Consider the following 17,175-nt stretch of genomic DNA (forward strand, 5'->3'; position numbering starts at 1 on the left):
CCCCCCCCCCCCCCCCCCCCCCCCCCCCCCCCCCCCCCCCCCCCCACCCCCCCCCTCCCCCCCCCCCCCCCCCCCCCCCCCCCCCCCCCCCCGCCACCCTGGACACCCTGGTCGGCGTGGCCGTCGCCACCGGAGCGCTGCTGTCGGTCGTCCTCTTCGTCACCACCACCTACTTCATCATCCTGTGCCTCATCGGGATCGGCTTCCTCGCGCTGCCCTATCTGACCCGGGCCGTGCGCTGGCTGTGCGACCTCAACCGCCGCGCCGCCGCGCGCTCCGGCGTCCCGGTGGAGCGGCCCTACCGGCCCGAACCGGAGGAGATCGAGAAGGACATCGTCGGCTGGACACGGCGCTGCAAGTGGATCCTCGCCGACCCCGCGACCTGGCGGGACCTGCTGTGGCTGCTCCTCAACTGCGTCGTCGGCCTCGCCGGCTTCGTCCCGGCCGCGCTGCTCTACTACGCGGGGGAGGGGCTGTTCCTCGCCTGCGGCCTGTGGCAGCCCCTCGCGGACGACGGACACGGCCGCTGGTACTCCTTCGTCACCGTCGACAGCTGGCCGGCCGCGCTCGCCGCGGCCCTGCTCGCGCTCGTCGTGCTCACCGGCTGGCTGTTCCTCGGCCCGCTGGTGCTCAAGGGCTACGCCTACTTCGTCCGCTTCCTGCTCGGCCCCACCCGCCAGTCCCAACTGGCCTCCCGCGTCCAGCACCTGTCCGAGACCCGCTCCGGAGCCCTCGACATCCAGGCCGCCGAACTGCGCCGCATCGAACGCGACCTGCACGACGGCGCCCAAGCCCGCCTCGTCAGCCTCGGCCTCCAACTCGGCGCCGTGGACCGGAAGATGAGCCAGGACCCGGAGGAGGCCCGGCGGCTGCTGCGGCAGGCCCGCACCTCGTCGGTGCAGGCGCTGCGCGAACTGCGCGACCTGGTCCACGGCATCCACCCGCCGGTCCTCGCCGAACGGGGCCTGCCCGACGCCCTGCGCGCCCTGGGCCTGGCCAGCCCGCTCCATGTCACCGTGGTGGTGGACCTGCCCGGCCGACTGCCCGACCCGGTCGAGTCCGCCGTCTACTTCGCGGTGTCCGAGCTGCTCACCAACGCCCTCAAGCACGCCGACGCGCAGCGCGTGGAGGTCGTCGCCTGGTGCGAGGAGGGCATGCTGCACGCCCGGGTCACCGACGACGGCCGCGGCGGCGCCGACGTGTCGGCCGGGAGCGGCCTCGCGGGCATCCGACGGCGGCTGGCATCCTTTGACGGGGTCCTGGAGATCGACAGTCCACCGGGCGGTCCGACCGTGATGAAGATGGAGTTGCCGTGCGCGTTGTCCTCGCCGAAGACCTCTTCCTCCTGAGGCAGGGGATCATCCAACTGCTGGAGGCGTACGACTTCGAGGTGGCCGCCGCCGTCGACAACGGCACGGACCTCGCCGCCGCGATCACCGAGCACCGGCCCGACATCGCCATCGTCGACGTACGGCTGCCGCCCACCTTCACCACCGAGGGGCTCCAGGCCGCCCTGCGCGCCCGTCGCGAACAGCCCGGCCTGCCGATCCTCGTCCTCTCCCAGCACGTCGAGCAGATGTACGCCCGCGAGCTGCTGGCCGACGGCACCGGCGGCATCGGCTATCTGCTGAAGGACAGCGTGCTGGACGACGAGCAGTTCATCGACGCCGTGCGCCGGGTCGCGGCCGGCGGTACCGCCATGGACACCGCCGTGGTCGCCCAGCTGATGACCAGTCACTCCCGGGACGAGCCGTTGGCCGCGCTCACCGCCCGCGAGCGGGAGGTGCTGGAGCTGATGGCGGAGGGGTGCTCGAACACGGCCATCGCCCAGCGGCTCACCATCACCGAGGGGGCGGCGGCGAAGCACATCTCCAACATCTTCACCAAGCTGATGCTGCCTCCGTCGAGCGACAGCAACCGCCGGGTGCTCGCCGTACTGGCCTATCTCAACGCCTGAGCACGCCGGTTGGGGCGGGTAGGGGTGGTCCGCCCCCGTCGTGGGCGTGAGACTGCTGGGGCACCGCCCCCGCGCCCTGCGCCGCAGCCCAGGAAGGGAACGCCCGCCCCCATGACCACGCTCACCGAGCAGGACAGTCTCTGGATCCGCCGCTACCATCCCCGCCCGGACGCGGCGGCCAGGCTGGTGTGCCTGCCCCACGCGGGCGGCTCGGCGACCTTCTACCACCCGGTGTCGGCGAAGATGCCGGCCTCCGTGGAGGTGCTCGCCGTGCAGTACCCGGGGCGCCAGGACCGTCGCAACGAGTCGTGCGCCACGAGCATCAGCGAACTCGCCGACCAGGTCACCGCCGTCCTGCTGCCCTGGGCGGACCGCCCCCTGGTTCTCTTCGGCCACAGCATGGGCGCGACCCTCGGCTTCGAGGTCGCCCGCCGGCTGGAACGCGACCACGGCGTCGTGCCGCGCGCCCTGTTCGCCTCCGCCCGCCGCGCCCCTTCCTGCCCGCGCCACGAGACGGTCCACCTGCGCGACGACGACGGACTCATCGAGGAGATGCGGCAGTTGAGCGGCACGGACGCGACGATCCTCGACGACGAGGAACTGATCCGCATGGCCCTGCCCGCGATCCGCGCGGACTACCGCGCGGCCGAGACCTACACCTACGAGCCGGGCCCCAACCTGACCTGCCCCATCGTCAGCCTGGTCGGCGACGACGACCCCAAGGTCACCGTGGACGAGGCACGCGCCTGGTCGCGCCACACGGACACGGCATCCGAGTTCCACGTGTTCCCCGGCGGCCATTTCTACCTGACGGCACATGCCGGGGACATCCTGGGGCTGCTGGCGAAGTGGGCGGCGCGGTCATGACGTCGGTCCTCATCACCGGGTGCAGCAGCGGCATCGGCCTGGAGACGGCGCTGGCGTTCGCACGGCGCGGGGACCGCGTCCACGCCTGCGTCCGCGACCCCGCCGGCGCGGAGGAACTGCTCCGGCGCGCCCGCGCCGAGCACCTCACCCTCGACGTCCCCCGGCTGGACGTCACCGACGACGCGTCCGTCACCGCCGCCGTCACCGCGGTGCAGGAGAGGCACGGACCCATCGACGTGCTGGTCAACAACGCGGGCATCGACCGCACCGGACCCGTCGAGACCATGCCGCTCGACCAGGCGCGCACACTGATGGAGACCAACGTCTGGGGCCCGCTGCGCGTCTCGCGCGCCGTGCTGCCCGGGATGCGGGCCCGTGGCGGCGGCGTCATCGTCAACGTCTCGTCCCTCGCGGGGCGGACGTTCGCCGTGCCGCACGGCGGGTTCTACGCGGCGAGCAAGGCCGCCCTGGGCGCGCTCAGCGAGGCCCTGTACGCGGAGGTCCAGCCCTTCGGCATCCGGGTGGTCTGCCTGGAACCGGGCAGCTTCGCCTCCCGCATCCAGGGCAGGTCCGTCGCCGGCGCCGACGGGCAGCCGTCCGAGGACGACCCCTACCACGCCGACCACGCATGGCTGGCCCGGTTCCTCGCCCGCGTCGCGGAAGGCGCCGCCGACTGCGCGGAGGCGGCCGAGGCCGTCGTCGCCGCAGCCGACGACCCCGGCACACCGCTGCACACGGTGGTCGGCAAGGACGCGGAAGCGGCACTGGGGTTCCTGACGGGCGTCTCCTACGAGGAGTGGCTGCCCCGCTTCCTCCACCAGGCCGAGTCCCTGGCAGGGCCCCGGCCCGCCAACGCGCCTTGAAAGAACGTCCGTTGACGCAGTGCGTGCGCCTCGGCGGTGGCCTGCCCACCGCCGAGGCGCACGCCTGTGACGAGACGGAGACTCAGCCGTGCACCTGGATCGAGCGCGCCGGGCACAGGTCGGCGGCCCGGTGGACCTCCTCGTGGAGATCCACGGCCGGCTCCTCCCGCAGGACGACGACGAGACCCTCGTCGTCCTGGTCGAACACCTCGGGGCTGAGCATCGCGCACTGGCCGGAGCCCACGCACCGGTCGCGTTCCGCGGTGACACGCATGAGGGGGACTCCGTTCGGGTCGGCCGTCACCAGGTGACGGGGAGTTCGTAGACGCCGTAGACCATGGCGTCGTCCTTGAAGCGCAGCTCGTCCGGCTCGGCCGCCAGCCGGAGGCCGGGGATGCGGCGCAGCAGCGTGCCGTAGACGGTCTCCAGCTCCACCCGGGCCAGATTGGCGCCGATGCACTGGTGGATGCCGTAACCGAAGGCGAGGTGGCTGCGGGCCTCCTTGCGGCGGATGTCGAGGGTGCCCGGGTCCGGGAAGACCGACTCGTCGTGGTTGGCGGCGTTGTTCAGGGCGAGGATGCCCTCGCCGGCGCGGATGGTGACGTCGCCGACCTCGATGTCCGCCGCCGCGACCCGCGCCGTGCCGGAGTCGGAGATGGAGAAGACGCGCAGCAACTCCTCGATGGCGTTCGGAAGGAGAGCGGGATCGTCCCGCAGCGCCGCCAGCTGCTCGGGGTGCCGGAGCAGGGCCAGCACACCGAGGGCGATCATGTTCGCCGTCGTCTCGTGGCCACCGACCAGCATCAGCCGGGCCATCGTCACCACGTCGACGTGGTCGGCGACCCGCTCGGTGCGGTTCTTCTCCAGGAACCGGCTGATGAGGTCGTCGCCCGGCTCGTTCTCCTTGAGGGTGACGAGCTTGTCGAGGTACATGTCCAGGGCCTGCACCGCGGCCCCGTACTCCGCCGGGCTCAGGTCGTGGTTCATCATCGCGGCCGACCACTCCTCGAACTGGGCGTGGTCCTCGTAGGGCACGCCGAGCAGTTCGCAGATCACCAGCGACGGCACCGGCAGCGCGAGCGCGGTGACCAGGTCCACCGGGCCGCCCGTTGCCAGCATCGCGTCGACGTGCTCGTCCACGATCTGCTGGATGCGCGGGCGCATCTCCTTCACCCGCCGCGCCGTGAACTCCGGGATGAGCATCCGGCGTTGGGCGCTGTGCTCCGGCGGGTCCATGTTGAGCATCATCAGCCGGACCTGCGCCAGCATCTCCTCGGGGATGTGGAACTGGTGCGGGTAGCCCGGCAGTTTGAGGTTGGAGCTGACCCGGCTGTCGCCCAGCACCTGCCGGACGTCCTCGTGCCGGGTGACCAGCCAGGTCGGCTTGCCGTTCACCTTCAACGCGGCACGCGAGACAGGGGCGTTCGCGCGCATCTCGGCGTACTCGCGCGGCTCGCTGAACGGACAGGTGCGCCGCATCGGGAACTGCGGGAGCGGCGACCCCGTCTCGGGTACGGCGTCGGCGGACTGGGTCATGGCTGCCTTTCGGAACGTGTCGGTGACGGAAGCGGGGTACGGGGGCGGGGTTGCGGTGTCACCAGGTGACGGGCAGCTCGTACAGGCCGTAGACGATCGCGTCGTCCTTGAACCGCAGCTCCTCGACCGGGGCGGCCAGGCGCAGCGTCGGCACGCGCCGGAACAGCGTCGAGTAGACGACGTCCAGCTCCATGCGTGCCAGGTTCTGGCCGATGCACTGGTGGACGCCGTAGCCGAACGCCAGGTGGCTGCGGGCCTCGCGCCGCACGTCGAGGCGGTCCGGGTCGGGGAACACACGCTCGTCGTGGTTGGCCGCGTTGTTCAGCGGCAGGATGCCCTCGCCGGCCCGGATGGTCACCCCGCCCAGCTCGATGTCCTCCAGGGCGACCCGGGCGGTGCCCGCGTCGGAGATGGAGAAGAAGCGCAGCAGCTCCTCCACCGCCTTCGGCATCAGCTCCGGCTCCTCGCGGACGGCGGCGAACTGGTCCGGGTGCTCCAGCAGGGCCAGCACGCCCAGGGCGATCATGTTGGCGGTGGTCTCGTGCCCGGTGACCAGCATCAGCTTGGACATGCTGACGATGTCGGAGTGCTCCACCGCCGGCGTCTGCCGGTTGAACTCGATCAGCCGGCTGATCATGTCGTCGCCGGGCTCGCTCTCCTTGGCGGTGACCAGCCCGTCGACGTACCGGTCCAGCTCGTAGTGCGCGATGCCCCGGTCCTCGTCGCTGATGTCGTGGTTCATGATGGCCCACGCCCACTCCTCGAACCGGCCGTGGTCCTCGTAGGGGACGCCGAGCAGTTCGCAGATGACGAGGGACGGCACCGGCAGCGCGAGCGCGGTGACCAGGTCGACCGGACCGTCCGCGCCCTTGGCGAGCATCTGGTCGATCTGCTGGTCCACGATCTGCTGCACCCGGCCGCGCAGCTCGCGCATCCGCCGGACGCTGAACTCCGGGGCCAGCATGCGGCGTTGGACGGTGTGGTCCGGCGGGTCCATGGAGAGGAAGGTCAGCGGCACCGACTGGAGCGTCTCCTCCGGGACCGGCACCTGGAGGGGATATCCGGGCAGCTTCAGGTTGGCGCTGACCCGGGAGTCACCCAGGAGCTTCTTGTACAGGTCGTGGCGGGTGATCAGCCAGGTGGGCTTGCCGTTGACCTTCAGCTGTGCCCGGGAGACCGGCTCGGTCTCGCGCAGCTCGGCGTAGGCGGCCGGCGGGCTGAAGGGACAGGCCCGCCGCATCGGGAACTCCGGCAGCGCGGCCTCGTCGGCCGGTTCGGCAGGTGCAGTCATCATGTCCTCTTCGCACGGAGGGAGCGGGACGCGCCGGTATCGGAGCGGGTCCGGGCCCGGCGCCGGTACGGCGCTGTCGGCCGTCCCTCGCACGCTAAGCAGCCACGGCGGGGGCCCCAACCCCTACGCGCCCCTAGGGACCGCACCCCCACGCGCCACCGGCCCCCGGCCGACCGACCGGCAAGCACGCACCACCCCCGGCCAGACCCGCACACGCCCCCGACCGTTCGCCACAGTTCCGGTGCGGTGTCGCGCATCGGCTGTACGGCGTCGCGGGCGGTCGCGGTCTCCTCGGGGCCCAGGGGTGCGAGATGGTCCGCGCCCTGGCCGGCGCTCAGATGCCGGCGGAAGAGCGCGGCCAGGTCCTGCTGGGTCCGCTCGGGCAGGGCCGGGTCCGTGAGGAGTCCCACGCGTGCGCCGGGCGCCTCGATCAGGTGCCGGACCCCGGCTCGCTCCGCCTTCGCGGCGAGCGTCGCCTCGGCTGCGTCCCACGGCCTGGTCCAGGCTGTGGCTGACGGCAATTGGGTGTCAACCGTCGTTCGCGACTGCGGCTTCTCTTTATCGGTGGCCGGGGAAAGAACGCACAAAGCCGGTTCGGCGCACGTGGATTCAGCGGTGGACCCGGGTACCGGGGCACGGTGCGCTCTGCCTTCCTCCTCGTTCGCCTTCGCACAGCGCCGCTCAGCCGGCTGGTCGCCGCCAACGCGATCAGCTCCGTGGGCGACGGCGTGCGGTTCGCGGCGCTGCCCCTGCTGGCGGCGGCTGTCACACGTGACGTGTTCTGGGTCTCCGTGGTCGCGGCGGCCGGCCGGGCGGCCTGGCTCCTCGCGCCCGTCATCGGCACCCTCGTCGACCGCATGCCCGCCCGCCGTTCCCTGGTCGCCGCGGACCTGGTGCGCTGCGCGGTGCCGGCGCTGCTGTGCGCGTACACGGTGACCGGGCGGGTGCCGCTTCCCCTGCTCGTGCTGATCACCTTCCTCACCGGCGTCGCCGAGGTCTTCTTCGACAGCGCGGCCCAGGCGATCGTGCCGTCTCTGGCCGCGGACCGGGAGCTGGAACGGGCCAACGCGCGGATCATCGCCGCGCAGATCACCGGCACCGGCTTCCTCGGCCCGCCGGCGGGCGCGGCGCTCTGGGCGGTGTGGCGGCCCCTTCCGTTCGCGGTGGACGCCGTGTCGTTCCTCGGCTCGGCACTCCTGCTCACCGGGCTTCCCGCGCGGTGGCCGGACGGACGGCGGACCGGGGACGGGCCGGTGGAACGCGGTGTCGGTGGCCTGCTGCGCGACACGTGGGCCGGCCTGCGGTGGCTCGGCGGCCATCGGATCCTGCGCCGCCTCATGCTGGTGGTGGCGGTGCTGGGCGTGGGTCAGCAGGCGGTCTACGCGGTGCTCGTGGTGTACGTGGAGCGACGTCTCGGCCTGCCCGCCCACGGCTACGGCCTGATGCTCGTGGCGGCGGCCGTCGGCAGTCTGGCGGGCGCCAGGGCGGCGCCCTGGACAGCGGCACGACTGGGCTCCGGACGCAGCCTGCTGGTGTCGGTGACCGTCTCGGCGCTCGGCTACCTGGTCGTCGCGGCGGTGCCCTGGTGGCCGCTGGTGGCCCTGATGCTGGCCGTCAACAGCGCCGGTGTGGTGCTGTGGAACGTGTGCACCGTCTCTCTCCGGCAACGGCTGGCACCGGCGGGCATGCTGGGCCGGATCACCAGCGGCTACCGCCTCGCCGCGTGGGGGACCATGCCGCTGGGCGCCGCGCTGGGCGGCGTAGTGGCCGAGGACGCCGGTCTCGACGCCCCCTGGGCCGTGGCCGGTCTCCTTCTCCTGGGCTGCCTTCCCCTCCTGCGGCGCATGCCGTCCACCTCACCGGGAGCGCCGGTCGAGCGCGCGGCGGACGCGACCGAGGACGCGAAGAAGGGCGCAAAGGAAGACGTAAAGGAGAACGCAAGGGAGGACGACCGCATGGAGGACGACCGCATGGACGGGCAGTCCTTCACTTGACTTCCTGAGCCCTCGAAATTCCCTCACGTGTGCCGGAATTCCCGCACGCACGGACTCGGAGCTTTCCGGCTTCCGCATTTCCCCTCCGTGAGTTCATGCTTGGCCCCGCATTCCGGCTCTTCGGCGCCCACCGCCCCCCGCCCGCCGACCCCTAGGCGCTGCCCGGCCGGCCGGACCTCGCCTAGGGGCGGTTAGGGGTCTGGCGGTGGCGCGGCGGCGGTTAGCGTCGGCTGCGGAACACGGGCAGAGGCACGGCGGACCACGACAGGGGCACGGAACCCCACCGCCCCGGCTCTCCCGGTCCCGGCCGGCGTCCCGTCCCCGGCCGCCGCCGCGTCCCGCAGCCGAGCAGAGGTGATCAGCGTGTCCCCGGATCCCAGCGCGAAGGGCACCGTCCCCTTCGGGGAGTACCGGACCTGGTACCGGGTGACCGGTGAACTCGGCGCGGGACGGCCGGCGGTCGTCGCCGTGCACGGCGGCCCCGGCAGCACCCATGACTATCTGCTGCCGCTGGCCCGGCTCGCCGAGGACGGCTGGCCCGTCGTCCACTACGACCAGCTCGGCAACGGCGGCTCCACCCATCTGCCCGACAAGGGCGCCGAGTTCTGGACCGTCGAGCTGTTCGAGAGGGAACTCGCCAATCTGGTCGAGCAGTTGAGGATCGCCGACGACTACGTGCTGTTCGGGCAGTCCTGGGGCGGCCCCCTGTGCGCCCGGCACGCCATGAGCGCCCCGGCCGGTCTGCGCGGACTGGTGATCGCCAACGCGCCCGCGTCGTACCCGATATGGCTTCAGGAGATGGCCCGGCTGCGCGGCGAGCTGCCGCCGGGCGTGCAGGAGACCCTGCTGCGGCACGAGGCGGCCGGCACGTACGACAGCGAGGAGTACCTGGCCGCGATGCGGGTCTTCTACGACCGCCATGTGTGCCGGGTGAGCCCCTGGCCCCGGGACTTCCTGTCCTCCTTCATGGAGATCTACAACGACCCGACCGTCTACTACGCGATGAACGGGCCCAACGAGTTCCATGTCATCGGCTCGCTCAAGGACTGGTCGATCGTCGGCGACCTGCACCGCATCCGCACGCCGACCCTGCTGATCAGCGGTCGCCACGACGAGGCCACGCCGGCCGTCGTCCAGCCGTACCAGGACGAGATCCCCGGAGCGCGCTGGGAGATCTTCGAGGAGTCCAGCCATCTTCCGCACCTGGAGGAACCGGAACGGTTCTTCGCGGTGATGACCGACTTCCTCAAGAGCCTCTGACGCCCTCGAGAGCCTCAGATGTCCACAAGAGCCTCTGACATCCGCGAGTCCGTGAAAGGGGGCGGGGATCCCGCCATGACGCATGACACCGCGCTCGTCTTCCCCGGCATGGGCCCCGTCCCGTTCGCCGAGGTCGGCAGGTTCATGGTGGCCAACCCCTTCGCCCGGGACCTGGTCGCCGTCGCCGACGAGGCGCTCGGCTACTCGCTCGTGGACGCCTTCCGGACCTCCGCGGGCGACTACTCCGAGGCCGCCCAGGTCGCCTTCTTCGTCAACTGCCTGGCCTGCGCCCACTGGGCCCGGGACCACCTCGGCGTGGAACCCGACATCGTGGCCGGGCCCAGCTTCGGCGAGAAGGCCGCCCTCGCCTACACCGGCGCCCTGGAGCTGCCCGACGCGGTCCGTCTGACCGCCGAGATCGCCCGCTGCCTGGAGGAGTACTTCGCCGAGGAGCACCGGGACAAGGTCACCCTGTCCTTCGTCCGCGCCCCGCGCGACGGACTCGACGCGATCCTCGCCGACCTCGACGCGGCGGGGGAGTGGCACGAGATCTCCTGCCACGTCGACGACGGCTTCTACATGGTCTCCCTGTCCGAGCGCCGCGTGGAGTGGATGCAGGAGCGGCTGCGCGCCATCGGCAGCCTCCCGCTGTACACCATGCGGCCTCCCATGCACGCCTCGGCGTTCCGGTCGCTGCGCGACAAGGCCGCGCGCGAGGTGGTGTCCCGGTACACCTTCGCCGACCCGAAGCTGCCCGTCGTCGCCGACCAGGACGGCAGGCTGCTGCACACGGGCGAGGAACTGCGCACCATGCTGCTCGACGGCTTCGACCACCCGATGAACTGGCCGAGCGTCACCGCGGCCCTGAAGGACGCCGGCGCCCGCCGCCTGTGCGTCGCCGGGCCCGACAGCCTCTTCGGCCGGGTTCCCTGCACGACCCGACAGTTCGACGTCGTCGCCGCGCAGCCGCGGCTGGCGATGACCCCCCGGCGCCGCTCGCGCGCCGCCTGACCCCGCCCGACACGTTGGAGGCCCCCATGTGGGACGACCGGTTCGAACAGATACTCCGCCCCTTCCTGCCGTTCCTTCCGCCGCAGGAGGAGCTGACGCCGGAGTCCGACCTGAAGGACCTCGGCCTGGACTCGCTCGGCACCGTCCAGCTCCTCGGCACGCTGGAGGAGGACTACCAGGTCCGCTTCCGCGACAGCGCGCTGACCATGGACACGTTCCGCACCGCCGGCGTGCTGTGGGACACCGTGCGGAGCATGTTGCAGAGCACCGCGAGCTGACGGGACGGCCACCGTGGACCCCACCATGGACGGCACGCTGTCAGGCCGGTTCGCGCGCGGTCTGGCCCTCGCCCCGGACCGGCCCGCGCTGCGCGCCGACGGCGTCGACCTCACCTACCGCGAACTGCACGAACGCGCCCTGCTCCTGGCCGGCTCGCTGCTGGCCGGGCTCCCCGAGCGGCGGCCCGCCGTGGGCGTGCTGGCCGGCAAGGGACCCACGGCGTACGCGGCCCTGCTGGCCGGTCTGTACAGCGGTGTCACCGTCGTGCCCCTCCAGCCGGCCTTCCCCGCCGCCCGCACCCGGCAGATGATCGAGGCCGCCGGGGTCGGCGCGCTGCTCGCCGACGACGACGCCCTGCCCGCCCTGACCGCTCTGCACGACGCCGGTGTCTCGCTGCCGACCCTGTTCGCGCCCGGCGGGCAGCCCGCGCCGGCGCTCGCCGTCGACCCGGACAGCGCCCTCAAGGCGCCCATGCCGGCCCGGCCCTCCGACATCGCCTATGTGCTGTTCACCTCCGGCTCCACCGGCCGGCCCAAGGGCGTACCGGTCACCCACGCCAACACCGCGCACTACTTCCGGCTGCTCGACGAGCGCTACGACTTCGGACCGCACGACGTCTTCTCGCAGACCTTCGACCTCAACTTCGACTGCGCGATGTTCGACCTGTTCTGCGCCTGGGGCGCCGGCGCCGCCGTCGTACCGGTCCCGGCGCGGGCGTACGCGCACCTGCCGGAGTTCGTGGCCGAGCAGCGGATGACCGTGTGGTTCTCCACACCCAGCGCGATCACCCTGGTGCGCCGCACCGGCGGGCTCGGGCCGGGCGCGCTGCCGTCGCTGCGGTGGAGCTTCTTCGCGGGGGAGGCGCTCAGCTGCAAGGACGCCGAGGACTGGGCCGCCGCCGCGCCGGGCGCGACCCTGGAGAACCTGTACGGCCCGACCGAACTCACCGTCACCGTCACCGCGCACCGCTGGACGCCGGGCCGGTACCTGAACGACATGGTGCCCATCGGCGCCGTCCACCCCGGCCACGAGACGCTCCTGCTGAACCCCTCCGGCGTCCCCACCTCCGGTGACGAGGGCGAACTGTGCGTCGCCGGACCGCAGTTGACCCCCGGCTACCTCGACCCGGCCGACGACACCGGACGGTTCCTGGAGCACGACGGCCGGCGCTTCTACCGCACCGGCGACCGCGTCCGGCGCGCCGCCGACGGCGGCTGGCTCTACCTGGGCCGCCAGGACGCCCAGGTCCAGGTGCACGGGGTGCGGGTGGAACTCGCCGAGGTGGACGCCGCCGCCCGCACCTGCCCGGGCGTCGAGGACGCCGTGACCGTGGCGGTGCCCGTGGACGGCACGGTGGAACTGGCCGTCTTCCACACCGGCGAGCCCGTGCCACCCGCCCGGCTCGCCCGGCACCTGAGGGAGCTGCTGCCGGCCGCGGTCGTCCCGCGCGCCTACCACCACCTGGACGCGCTCCCGCTCAACTCCAACCGCAAGACCGACCGCAGGAAGCTCGCCTCCCAGGCCACGGCCATGCGGCAGGCCACCGGGGCGGGACGCACACACGAAAGGCGGCAGGAGTCGCAGTGAACGGTCAACCGACAGCGCAGGCCCGCACCGACGCCCGGGTGCACGACCTGCTCGACGAGGCCACCGCCGAGCGCCCCGACGCCCCGGCGGTCACCGACGGCGCGGGCCGCTGGACCTACCGGGAACTCGCCGCCCACAGCCACGCCGTCGACGCCTGGCTGGAAGAACGCGGCATCGGCCACGGCGACCGGGTCCTCGTCCAGCTGCCCAGCACCCGCGAACTGGTCGCGCTGCTGTACGGCACCGCGCGCCGGGGCGCCGTCCTGGTCCCCGTCAACACCGGAATGAAGGACTACCACCTGCGGTCGGTCGCCGAGAACGCCGACCCCGCGCTGGTCATCGTCACCGACCCCGCCGTCGACCGGATCACCGCCCTCGCCGGCGGCGTTCCGGTCCTCGGCCTCGGCGAGGCCTGGCGGGAGATCACCGCGCTGCGGGTGCGGGGGGCCCGCTCCGGCGGAGCGGACGTCGACCCCGAGGACACCGCCGTCCTCGTCTACACCTCCGGCTCCACCGCCGCCCCCAAGGCGGTCATCTGCCCGCACGGCCGGATGGTCTTCGCCACCGAGGCCATCAACCTCGAACTCGGCTACCGCCCCGACGACGTGGTGTTCTGCCGCTTCCCCATCTCCTGGGACTACGGCCTCTACAAGGTGCTGCTCACCGCGGCCGGCCGGTGCGAGATCGTGCTCGCCGACGGCGAGTCCGACCTGGTGCTGCTGCGCCGCATCCGGGAGACCGGCGCCACCATCGTCCCCATCGTGCCGTCCCTGGCCACCATGATCTGCGCCCTCGCCGAACGCGAACCCGGCCGGGAGTCCCGGGTGCGCATGTTCACCAACACCGGTGCCGCGCTGCCGAAGTCCACCGCCGACGGGCTGCGCACCGCGTTCCCCGGCGCGGAGGTGATCATCCAGTTCGGGCAGACCGAGTGCAAGCGGGTCTCCGTGCTGCCGCCCGCCCACCAGGACGCCAAACCGGACTCGGTCGGCCGCCCGCTGCCCGGCACCCGCGCCTTCGTCGTGGACGACGACGGCAACGCGCTGCCGCCCTGGCAGACCGGCGAGATCGTGGTCGAGGGCCCGCACGTCATGCCCGGCTACTGGCGCGCGCCGGAACAGACCGCACGCGCCTTCCGGCCCGCCCCCGGCGGCGGACTGCGGCTGCACACCGGCGACTTCGGCCATGTGGACGAGGACGGCTTCCTGTACTACGAGGGCCGCCGCGACGACATGTTCAAGCACAAGGGCGTGCGCATGAGCACCACCGAGATCGAGAGCGCCGCCACCGACATCCCCGGCGTCCGCGCCGCCGCCGTCCTGCCGCCCGCCCCCGGCCGCGACCTCGCCGTGTTCGCCGAGGGCGACATCGACCCGCACGCCCTGCTGAAGGAGCTGTCCCTGCGGCTGGAGCCCGCCAAGGTGCCCGGCGTGAGCCGCGTCGTGGCCGAGCTGCCGCTGACCCCGCACGGAAAGCACGACCGCAAGCAGCTCGCCCGCCTCCTGGAAGGAACCACCCCGTGACCGGCCCCACCGAGCTGGCCGAGCGCTTCGGCACCCCCTCCTACGTCTACGACCTGGACCGGGTGGCGGCCGCCCGCGACGACCTGTTCGCCGCGCTGCCCGACGAGGTCGAGGTGTTCTACGCCGCCAAGGCCAACCCGCACCCCGAGCTGCTGCGCGAGCTGCGCACCGGCGGCACCCGAGGCTGCCGCGTCGAGATCAGCTCCGTCGGCGAACTCGACGCCGCCCTGCGGGCCGGCTTCCCCGGCGACCGGATTCTCTACACCGGGCCAGGCAAGACCACCGAGGAACTGACCGAGGCGCTGACGCGTGGTGTCCGCCTGTTCTCCACCGAGTCCTACGGCGACCTCCGCCGCGTCGGTGAGACCGCGCTGAAGCTCGGCCTCACCGCCGACTGCCTGATCCGGGTGAACAACGCCACCGGTGCCGCCGCCACCAGCATCCGCATGACCGGCGTGCCCTCGCAGTTCGGCTTCGACAGCGAGACCCTGCCCGGCCTCGCCGCCGCACTGCGCGAGGTGCCCGGCACCAGCATCGCCGGACTGCACTTCTTCCCGCTGAGCAACGCCAAGGACGAGGCCAGCCTCGTCGCCGAGTTCCGCCACACCGTCGCCACCGCCGCCGCCCTCCAGGACGCCCTCGGCGTCACGTTCCGCTTCCTCGACATCGGCGGCGGGTTCTCCGCGCCGTACGCCGTGCAGGGCGAGCGGCCGGTCTACGACGGACTGCGCGACGCCCTGACCGAGGCCCTGGACGAGCACTTCCCCGGCTGGCGGGACGGCGCCCCCCGGATCGCCTGCGAGTCGGGCCGCTACCTGGTCGCCGACAGCGGCACCCTGCTCACCTCCGTCGTCAACGTCAAGGACAGCCGCGACACCCGCTACCTCGTCCTCGACGCCGGCATCAACACCTTCGGCGGCATGTCCGGACTCGGCCGCATCCTGCCGGTGTCCGTCGAGCCGCACGAGTCCGTCGGCGCGGACGGCACCCCCGCGAGCCTCGCCGGCCCGCTGTGCACCCCGGGCGACCTGCTCGGCCGGAACGTCCCGCTGCCCGAACTGGCACCGGGCGACCTGCTCACCGTGCCCAACGCGGGCGCCTACGGCCCGACGGCCAGCCTGCTGATGTTCCTCGGCCGTCCCGCCCCCGCCGAGATCGTCGTCCGCGGCGACGCCCTCGTCTCCGTCTCCCGCATCCGGCACACCCGCACCTACGACCACGGACAGGCCCTGTGATGAGCCCCTTCCCGACCGCCCCCGCCCCCGGCGACCAGCCCGTGCTCGTGGCCGGCGGCATCTCCGACTCCCACACCTGGAACCTCGTCTACCTCCAGCTCCTCCTGGAGGAGCACGGGCACCGCGTGGTCAACCTCGGCCCCTGCGTCCCCGAGGACCTGCTCATCGCCGAGGCCCTCGCGCAGCGCCCGGCCCTCATCGTGATCAGCAGCGTCAACGGCCACGGCTACCACGACGGCATGCGGACCGTCACCCGGCTGCGCGAACACCCGGGACTCGCCGGTGTCCCCGCCGTCATCGGCGGCAAGCTCGGCATCGCCGGCCCCTGCGGCGGCGACGAGGTGGCCGCGCTGCGCGCCGCCGGCTACGACGCGGTGTTCGACGACAGCGCCGAGGGCGTCGCCGCCTTCCGGCGGATGCTCGACACGCTGCCGCAGCGGGCCCTGGTGTGACCGGCGTCGGGTTCGGCGCGTTCGTGCGCCGGGCTCACGACGCCGGCCACCTGGTGGTCCAGCCCCGGATGGGAATGAGCAGCCCGGAACGGATGCGGGCCGGGCTGCTCGCCACCCGGCGCGCCGCGGCGACCACCGTCGGCACGATCACCCTGGACAGCTACACCCGGGTCGGCGACCTGGAGTCGGCCGAACTGGCCGTCCTGGAGGGCGTCGCCCTCAACGGCTACCCGATCGTGAGCCACGAGACGACCACCACCCTGAACGTCCTCGACGGGGTCCACGGACCCGACTTCCCGGTCCAGGTCCGGCACGGCTCGGCCGCGCCGGAGGACATCTTCCGGGCGCTGACGGCCGTCGGGCTCGACGCCTCCGAGGGCGGACCGGTCTCCTACTGCCTGCCCTACGGCCGGGTCCCGCTGCGCGAGTCCGTCGCCCACTGGGCCGTCTCCTGCGAACTGCTCGCCGCGCTGCGCGAGTCGGGCGCCGAACCGCACCTGGAGACCTTCGGCGGCTGCGTCCTCGGCCAGCTCTGCCCGCCCGGACTGCTCGTCGCGGTCAGCGTGCTGGAGGCGCTGTTCTTCCGCCGGCACGGCATCCGGAGCATTTCGGTGAGTTACGCCCAGCAGACCGACCCGCGCCAGGACGCCGAAGCGGTGGCCGCGTTGCGCAGCCTGTGCGCGCGACTGCTTCCGGACACCGAATGGCATGTCGTCGTCTACGCCTACATGGGGCTGTTCCCGGAAACCGAGGAAGGCGCCTACCGACTGCTCGGGAAAGCGGCCGAACTCGCCGTCGCCAGCGGCTCCGAACGGCTCATCGTGAAAACCGTCGCGGAATCCCGCCGCATTCCGTCGGTCGCCGAGAACGTCGCCGCCCTCGAATACGCGGCGGCGGTCGCCGCGCGGACGCCGCGCGCCCCGCTCGACGGCACCGGAACCCAGACCTACGCCGAGGCGTCGGCGCTGGTGAGCGCCGTGCTGGAACTGGACGACGACCTCGGTGCCGCGCTGCTCGCGGCATTCGCCAAGGGATATCTCGACGTTCCGTACTGTCTGCATCCGGACAATGCCGGATTCAGCCGGAGTTACATCGCCGCGGACGGCCGGCTGTGCTGGGCCGACATCGGAAAGATGCCGCTGCACGGCGTCGCCGACGTACGCCCGGCCCGGGCCATCACCTCCGCGGATCTGCTCGACTCGCTGTCCTATGTACGCCGTTCGTTCGACCGGCGCGACCCCGGGGGCACAGGGCGGGTCGACCTGCCGGCCCCTAGGGGTGCTTAAGGGTGTGGCCTTTCCGGGGCCGTCACTACGGTGT

16 protein-coding genes are annotated in these 17,175 nt (G+C 72.6%); 13 read left to right on the top strand and 3 right to left on the bottom strand.

Annotated features, from left to right (window positions below; all coding sequences use genetic code 11):
• Positions 1-116 precede the first annotated feature (116 nt).
• From ACZ4WH_RS20590 to ACZ4WH_RS20605, 4 genes are all read left to right on the top strand, one after another.
• Positions 117-1,349 carry a sensor histidine kinase gene (locus ACZ4WH_RS20590; protein ID WP_468182378.1) on the top strand — a complete coding sequence of 411 codons (1,233 nt, stop codon included), beginning with the start codon at positions 117-119 and terminating at the stop codon, positions 1,347-1,349.
• On the top strand, positions 1,313-1,957 hold the full coding sequence (locus ACZ4WH_RS20595; protein WP_468182380.1) for a response regulator: 645 nt from the start codon (positions 1,313-1,315) through the stop codon (positions 1,955-1,957). The genes ACZ4WH_RS20590 and ACZ4WH_RS20595 overlap by 37 nt, the downstream gene beginning before the upstream one ends.
• Before the next feature lie 111 nt (positions 1,958-2,068).
• Positions 2,069-2,824 (top strand): thioesterase II family protein, encoded by a 756-nt coding sequence (locus ACZ4WH_RS20600; protein WP_468182382.1) that lies wholly within the window; start codon positions 2,069-2,071, stop codon positions 2,822-2,824.
• Positions 2,821-3,687: an SDR family oxidoreductase gene (locus ACZ4WH_RS20605; RefSeq protein WP_468182384.1), complete on the top strand. Its 867-nt coding sequence runs from the start codon at positions 2,821-2,823 to the stop codon at positions 3,685-3,687. The genes ACZ4WH_RS20600 and ACZ4WH_RS20605 overlap by 4 nt, the downstream gene beginning before the upstream one ends.
• Positions 3,688-3,769: 82 nt before the next feature.
• On the opposite strand, the gene ACZ4WH_RS20610 is transcribed toward ACZ4WH_RS20605, so the two are convergent.
• Genes ACZ4WH_RS20610 through ACZ4WH_RS20620 form a run of 3 tightly spaced genes read right to left on the bottom strand, consistent with a single transcriptional unit; the run spans position 3,770 to position 6,514 of the window.
• A complete protein-coding gene (locus ACZ4WH_RS20610; protein ID WP_468182386.1) occupies positions 3,770-3,961 on the bottom strand; it encodes a ferredoxin in 192 nt (63 codons plus the stop codon).
• A gap of 26 nt (positions 3,962-3,987) precedes the next feature.
• Entirely contained in the window at positions 3,988-5,223 is a 1,236-nt protein-coding gene (locus tag ACZ4WH_RS20615; RefSeq protein ID WP_468182388.1) for a cytochrome P450, read from the bottom strand.
• A gap of 58 nt (positions 5,224-5,281) precedes the next feature.
• Positions 5,282-6,514, bottom strand: a complete 1,233-nt coding sequence (locus ACZ4WH_RS20620; RefSeq protein WP_468182507.1) for a cytochrome P450 — start codon at positions 6,512-6,514, stop codon at positions 5,282-5,284.
• A gap of 638 nt (positions 6,515-7,152) precedes the next feature.
• Here ACZ4WH_RS20620 and ACZ4WH_RS20625 point away from each other — a divergent pair.
• The 9 genes from ACZ4WH_RS20625 to ACZ4WH_RS20665 all read left to right on the top strand — a co-directional run bounded on the left by ACZ4WH_RS20625 (position 7,153) and on the right by ACZ4WH_RS20665 (position 17,141).
• Positions 7,153-8,508, top strand: coding sequence for an MFS transporter (locus ACZ4WH_RS20625; RefSeq protein ID WP_468182390.1), 1,356 nt, complete (start codon positions 7,153-7,155; stop codon positions 8,506-8,508).
• 363 nt (positions 8,509-8,871) lie between these two features.
• Positions 8,872-9,768, top strand: coding sequence for a proline iminopeptidase-family hydrolase (locus tag ACZ4WH_RS20630; protein ID WP_468182392.1), 897 nt, complete (start codon positions 8,872-8,874; stop codon positions 9,766-9,768).
• Between the two features lie 75 nt (positions 9,769-9,843).
• The gene (locus tag ACZ4WH_RS20635) at positions 9,844-10,779 is read left to right on the top strand and encodes an ACP S-malonyltransferase (protein WP_468182394.1); all 936 of its coding nucleotides are present in this window, start codon (positions 9,844-9,846) and stop codon (positions 10,777-10,779) included.
• 26 nt (positions 10,780-10,805) lie between these two features.
• Positions 10,806-11,057, top strand: a complete 252-nt coding sequence (locus ACZ4WH_RS20640) for a phosphopantetheine-binding protein (protein WP_030656347.1) — start codon at positions 10,806-10,808, stop codon at positions 11,055-11,057.
• Between the two features lie 25 nt (positions 11,058-11,082).
• A complete protein-coding gene (locus ACZ4WH_RS20645) occupies positions 11,083-12,645 on the top strand; it encodes an amino acid adenylation domain-containing protein (protein ID WP_468182509.1) in 1,563 nt (520 codons plus the stop codon).
• Positions 12,642-14,168: an AMP-binding protein gene (locus ACZ4WH_RS20650; protein WP_468182396.1), complete on the top strand. Its 1,527-nt coding sequence runs from the start codon at positions 12,642-12,644 to the stop codon at positions 14,166-14,168. Before ACZ4WH_RS20645 ends, ACZ4WH_RS20650 begins: the two co-directional genes overlap by 4 nt.
• On the top strand, positions 14,165-15,403 hold the full coding sequence (locus ACZ4WH_RS20655; protein WP_468182398.1) for a type III PLP-dependent enzyme domain-containing protein: 1,239 nt from the start codon (positions 14,165-14,167) through the stop codon (positions 15,401-15,403). Before ACZ4WH_RS20650 ends, ACZ4WH_RS20655 begins: the two co-directional genes overlap by 4 nt.
• Positions 15,403-15,855, top strand: coding sequence for a cobalamin B12-binding domain-containing protein (locus ACZ4WH_RS20660; RefSeq protein WP_468182400.1), 453 nt, complete (start codon positions 15,403-15,405; stop codon positions 15,853-15,855). Before ACZ4WH_RS20655 ends, ACZ4WH_RS20660 begins: the two co-directional genes overlap by 1 nt.
• Positions 15,852-17,141: a methylaspartate mutase gene (locus ACZ4WH_RS20665; protein WP_468182402.1), complete on the top strand. Its 1,290-nt coding sequence runs from the start codon at positions 15,852-15,854 to the stop codon at positions 17,139-17,141. Before ACZ4WH_RS20660 ends, ACZ4WH_RS20665 begins: the two co-directional genes overlap by 4 nt.
• The last annotated feature ends 34 nt before the right edge of the window (positions 17,142-17,175 follow it).

It is taken from the genome of Streptomyces sp. NPDC029138, assembly GCF_055564375.1.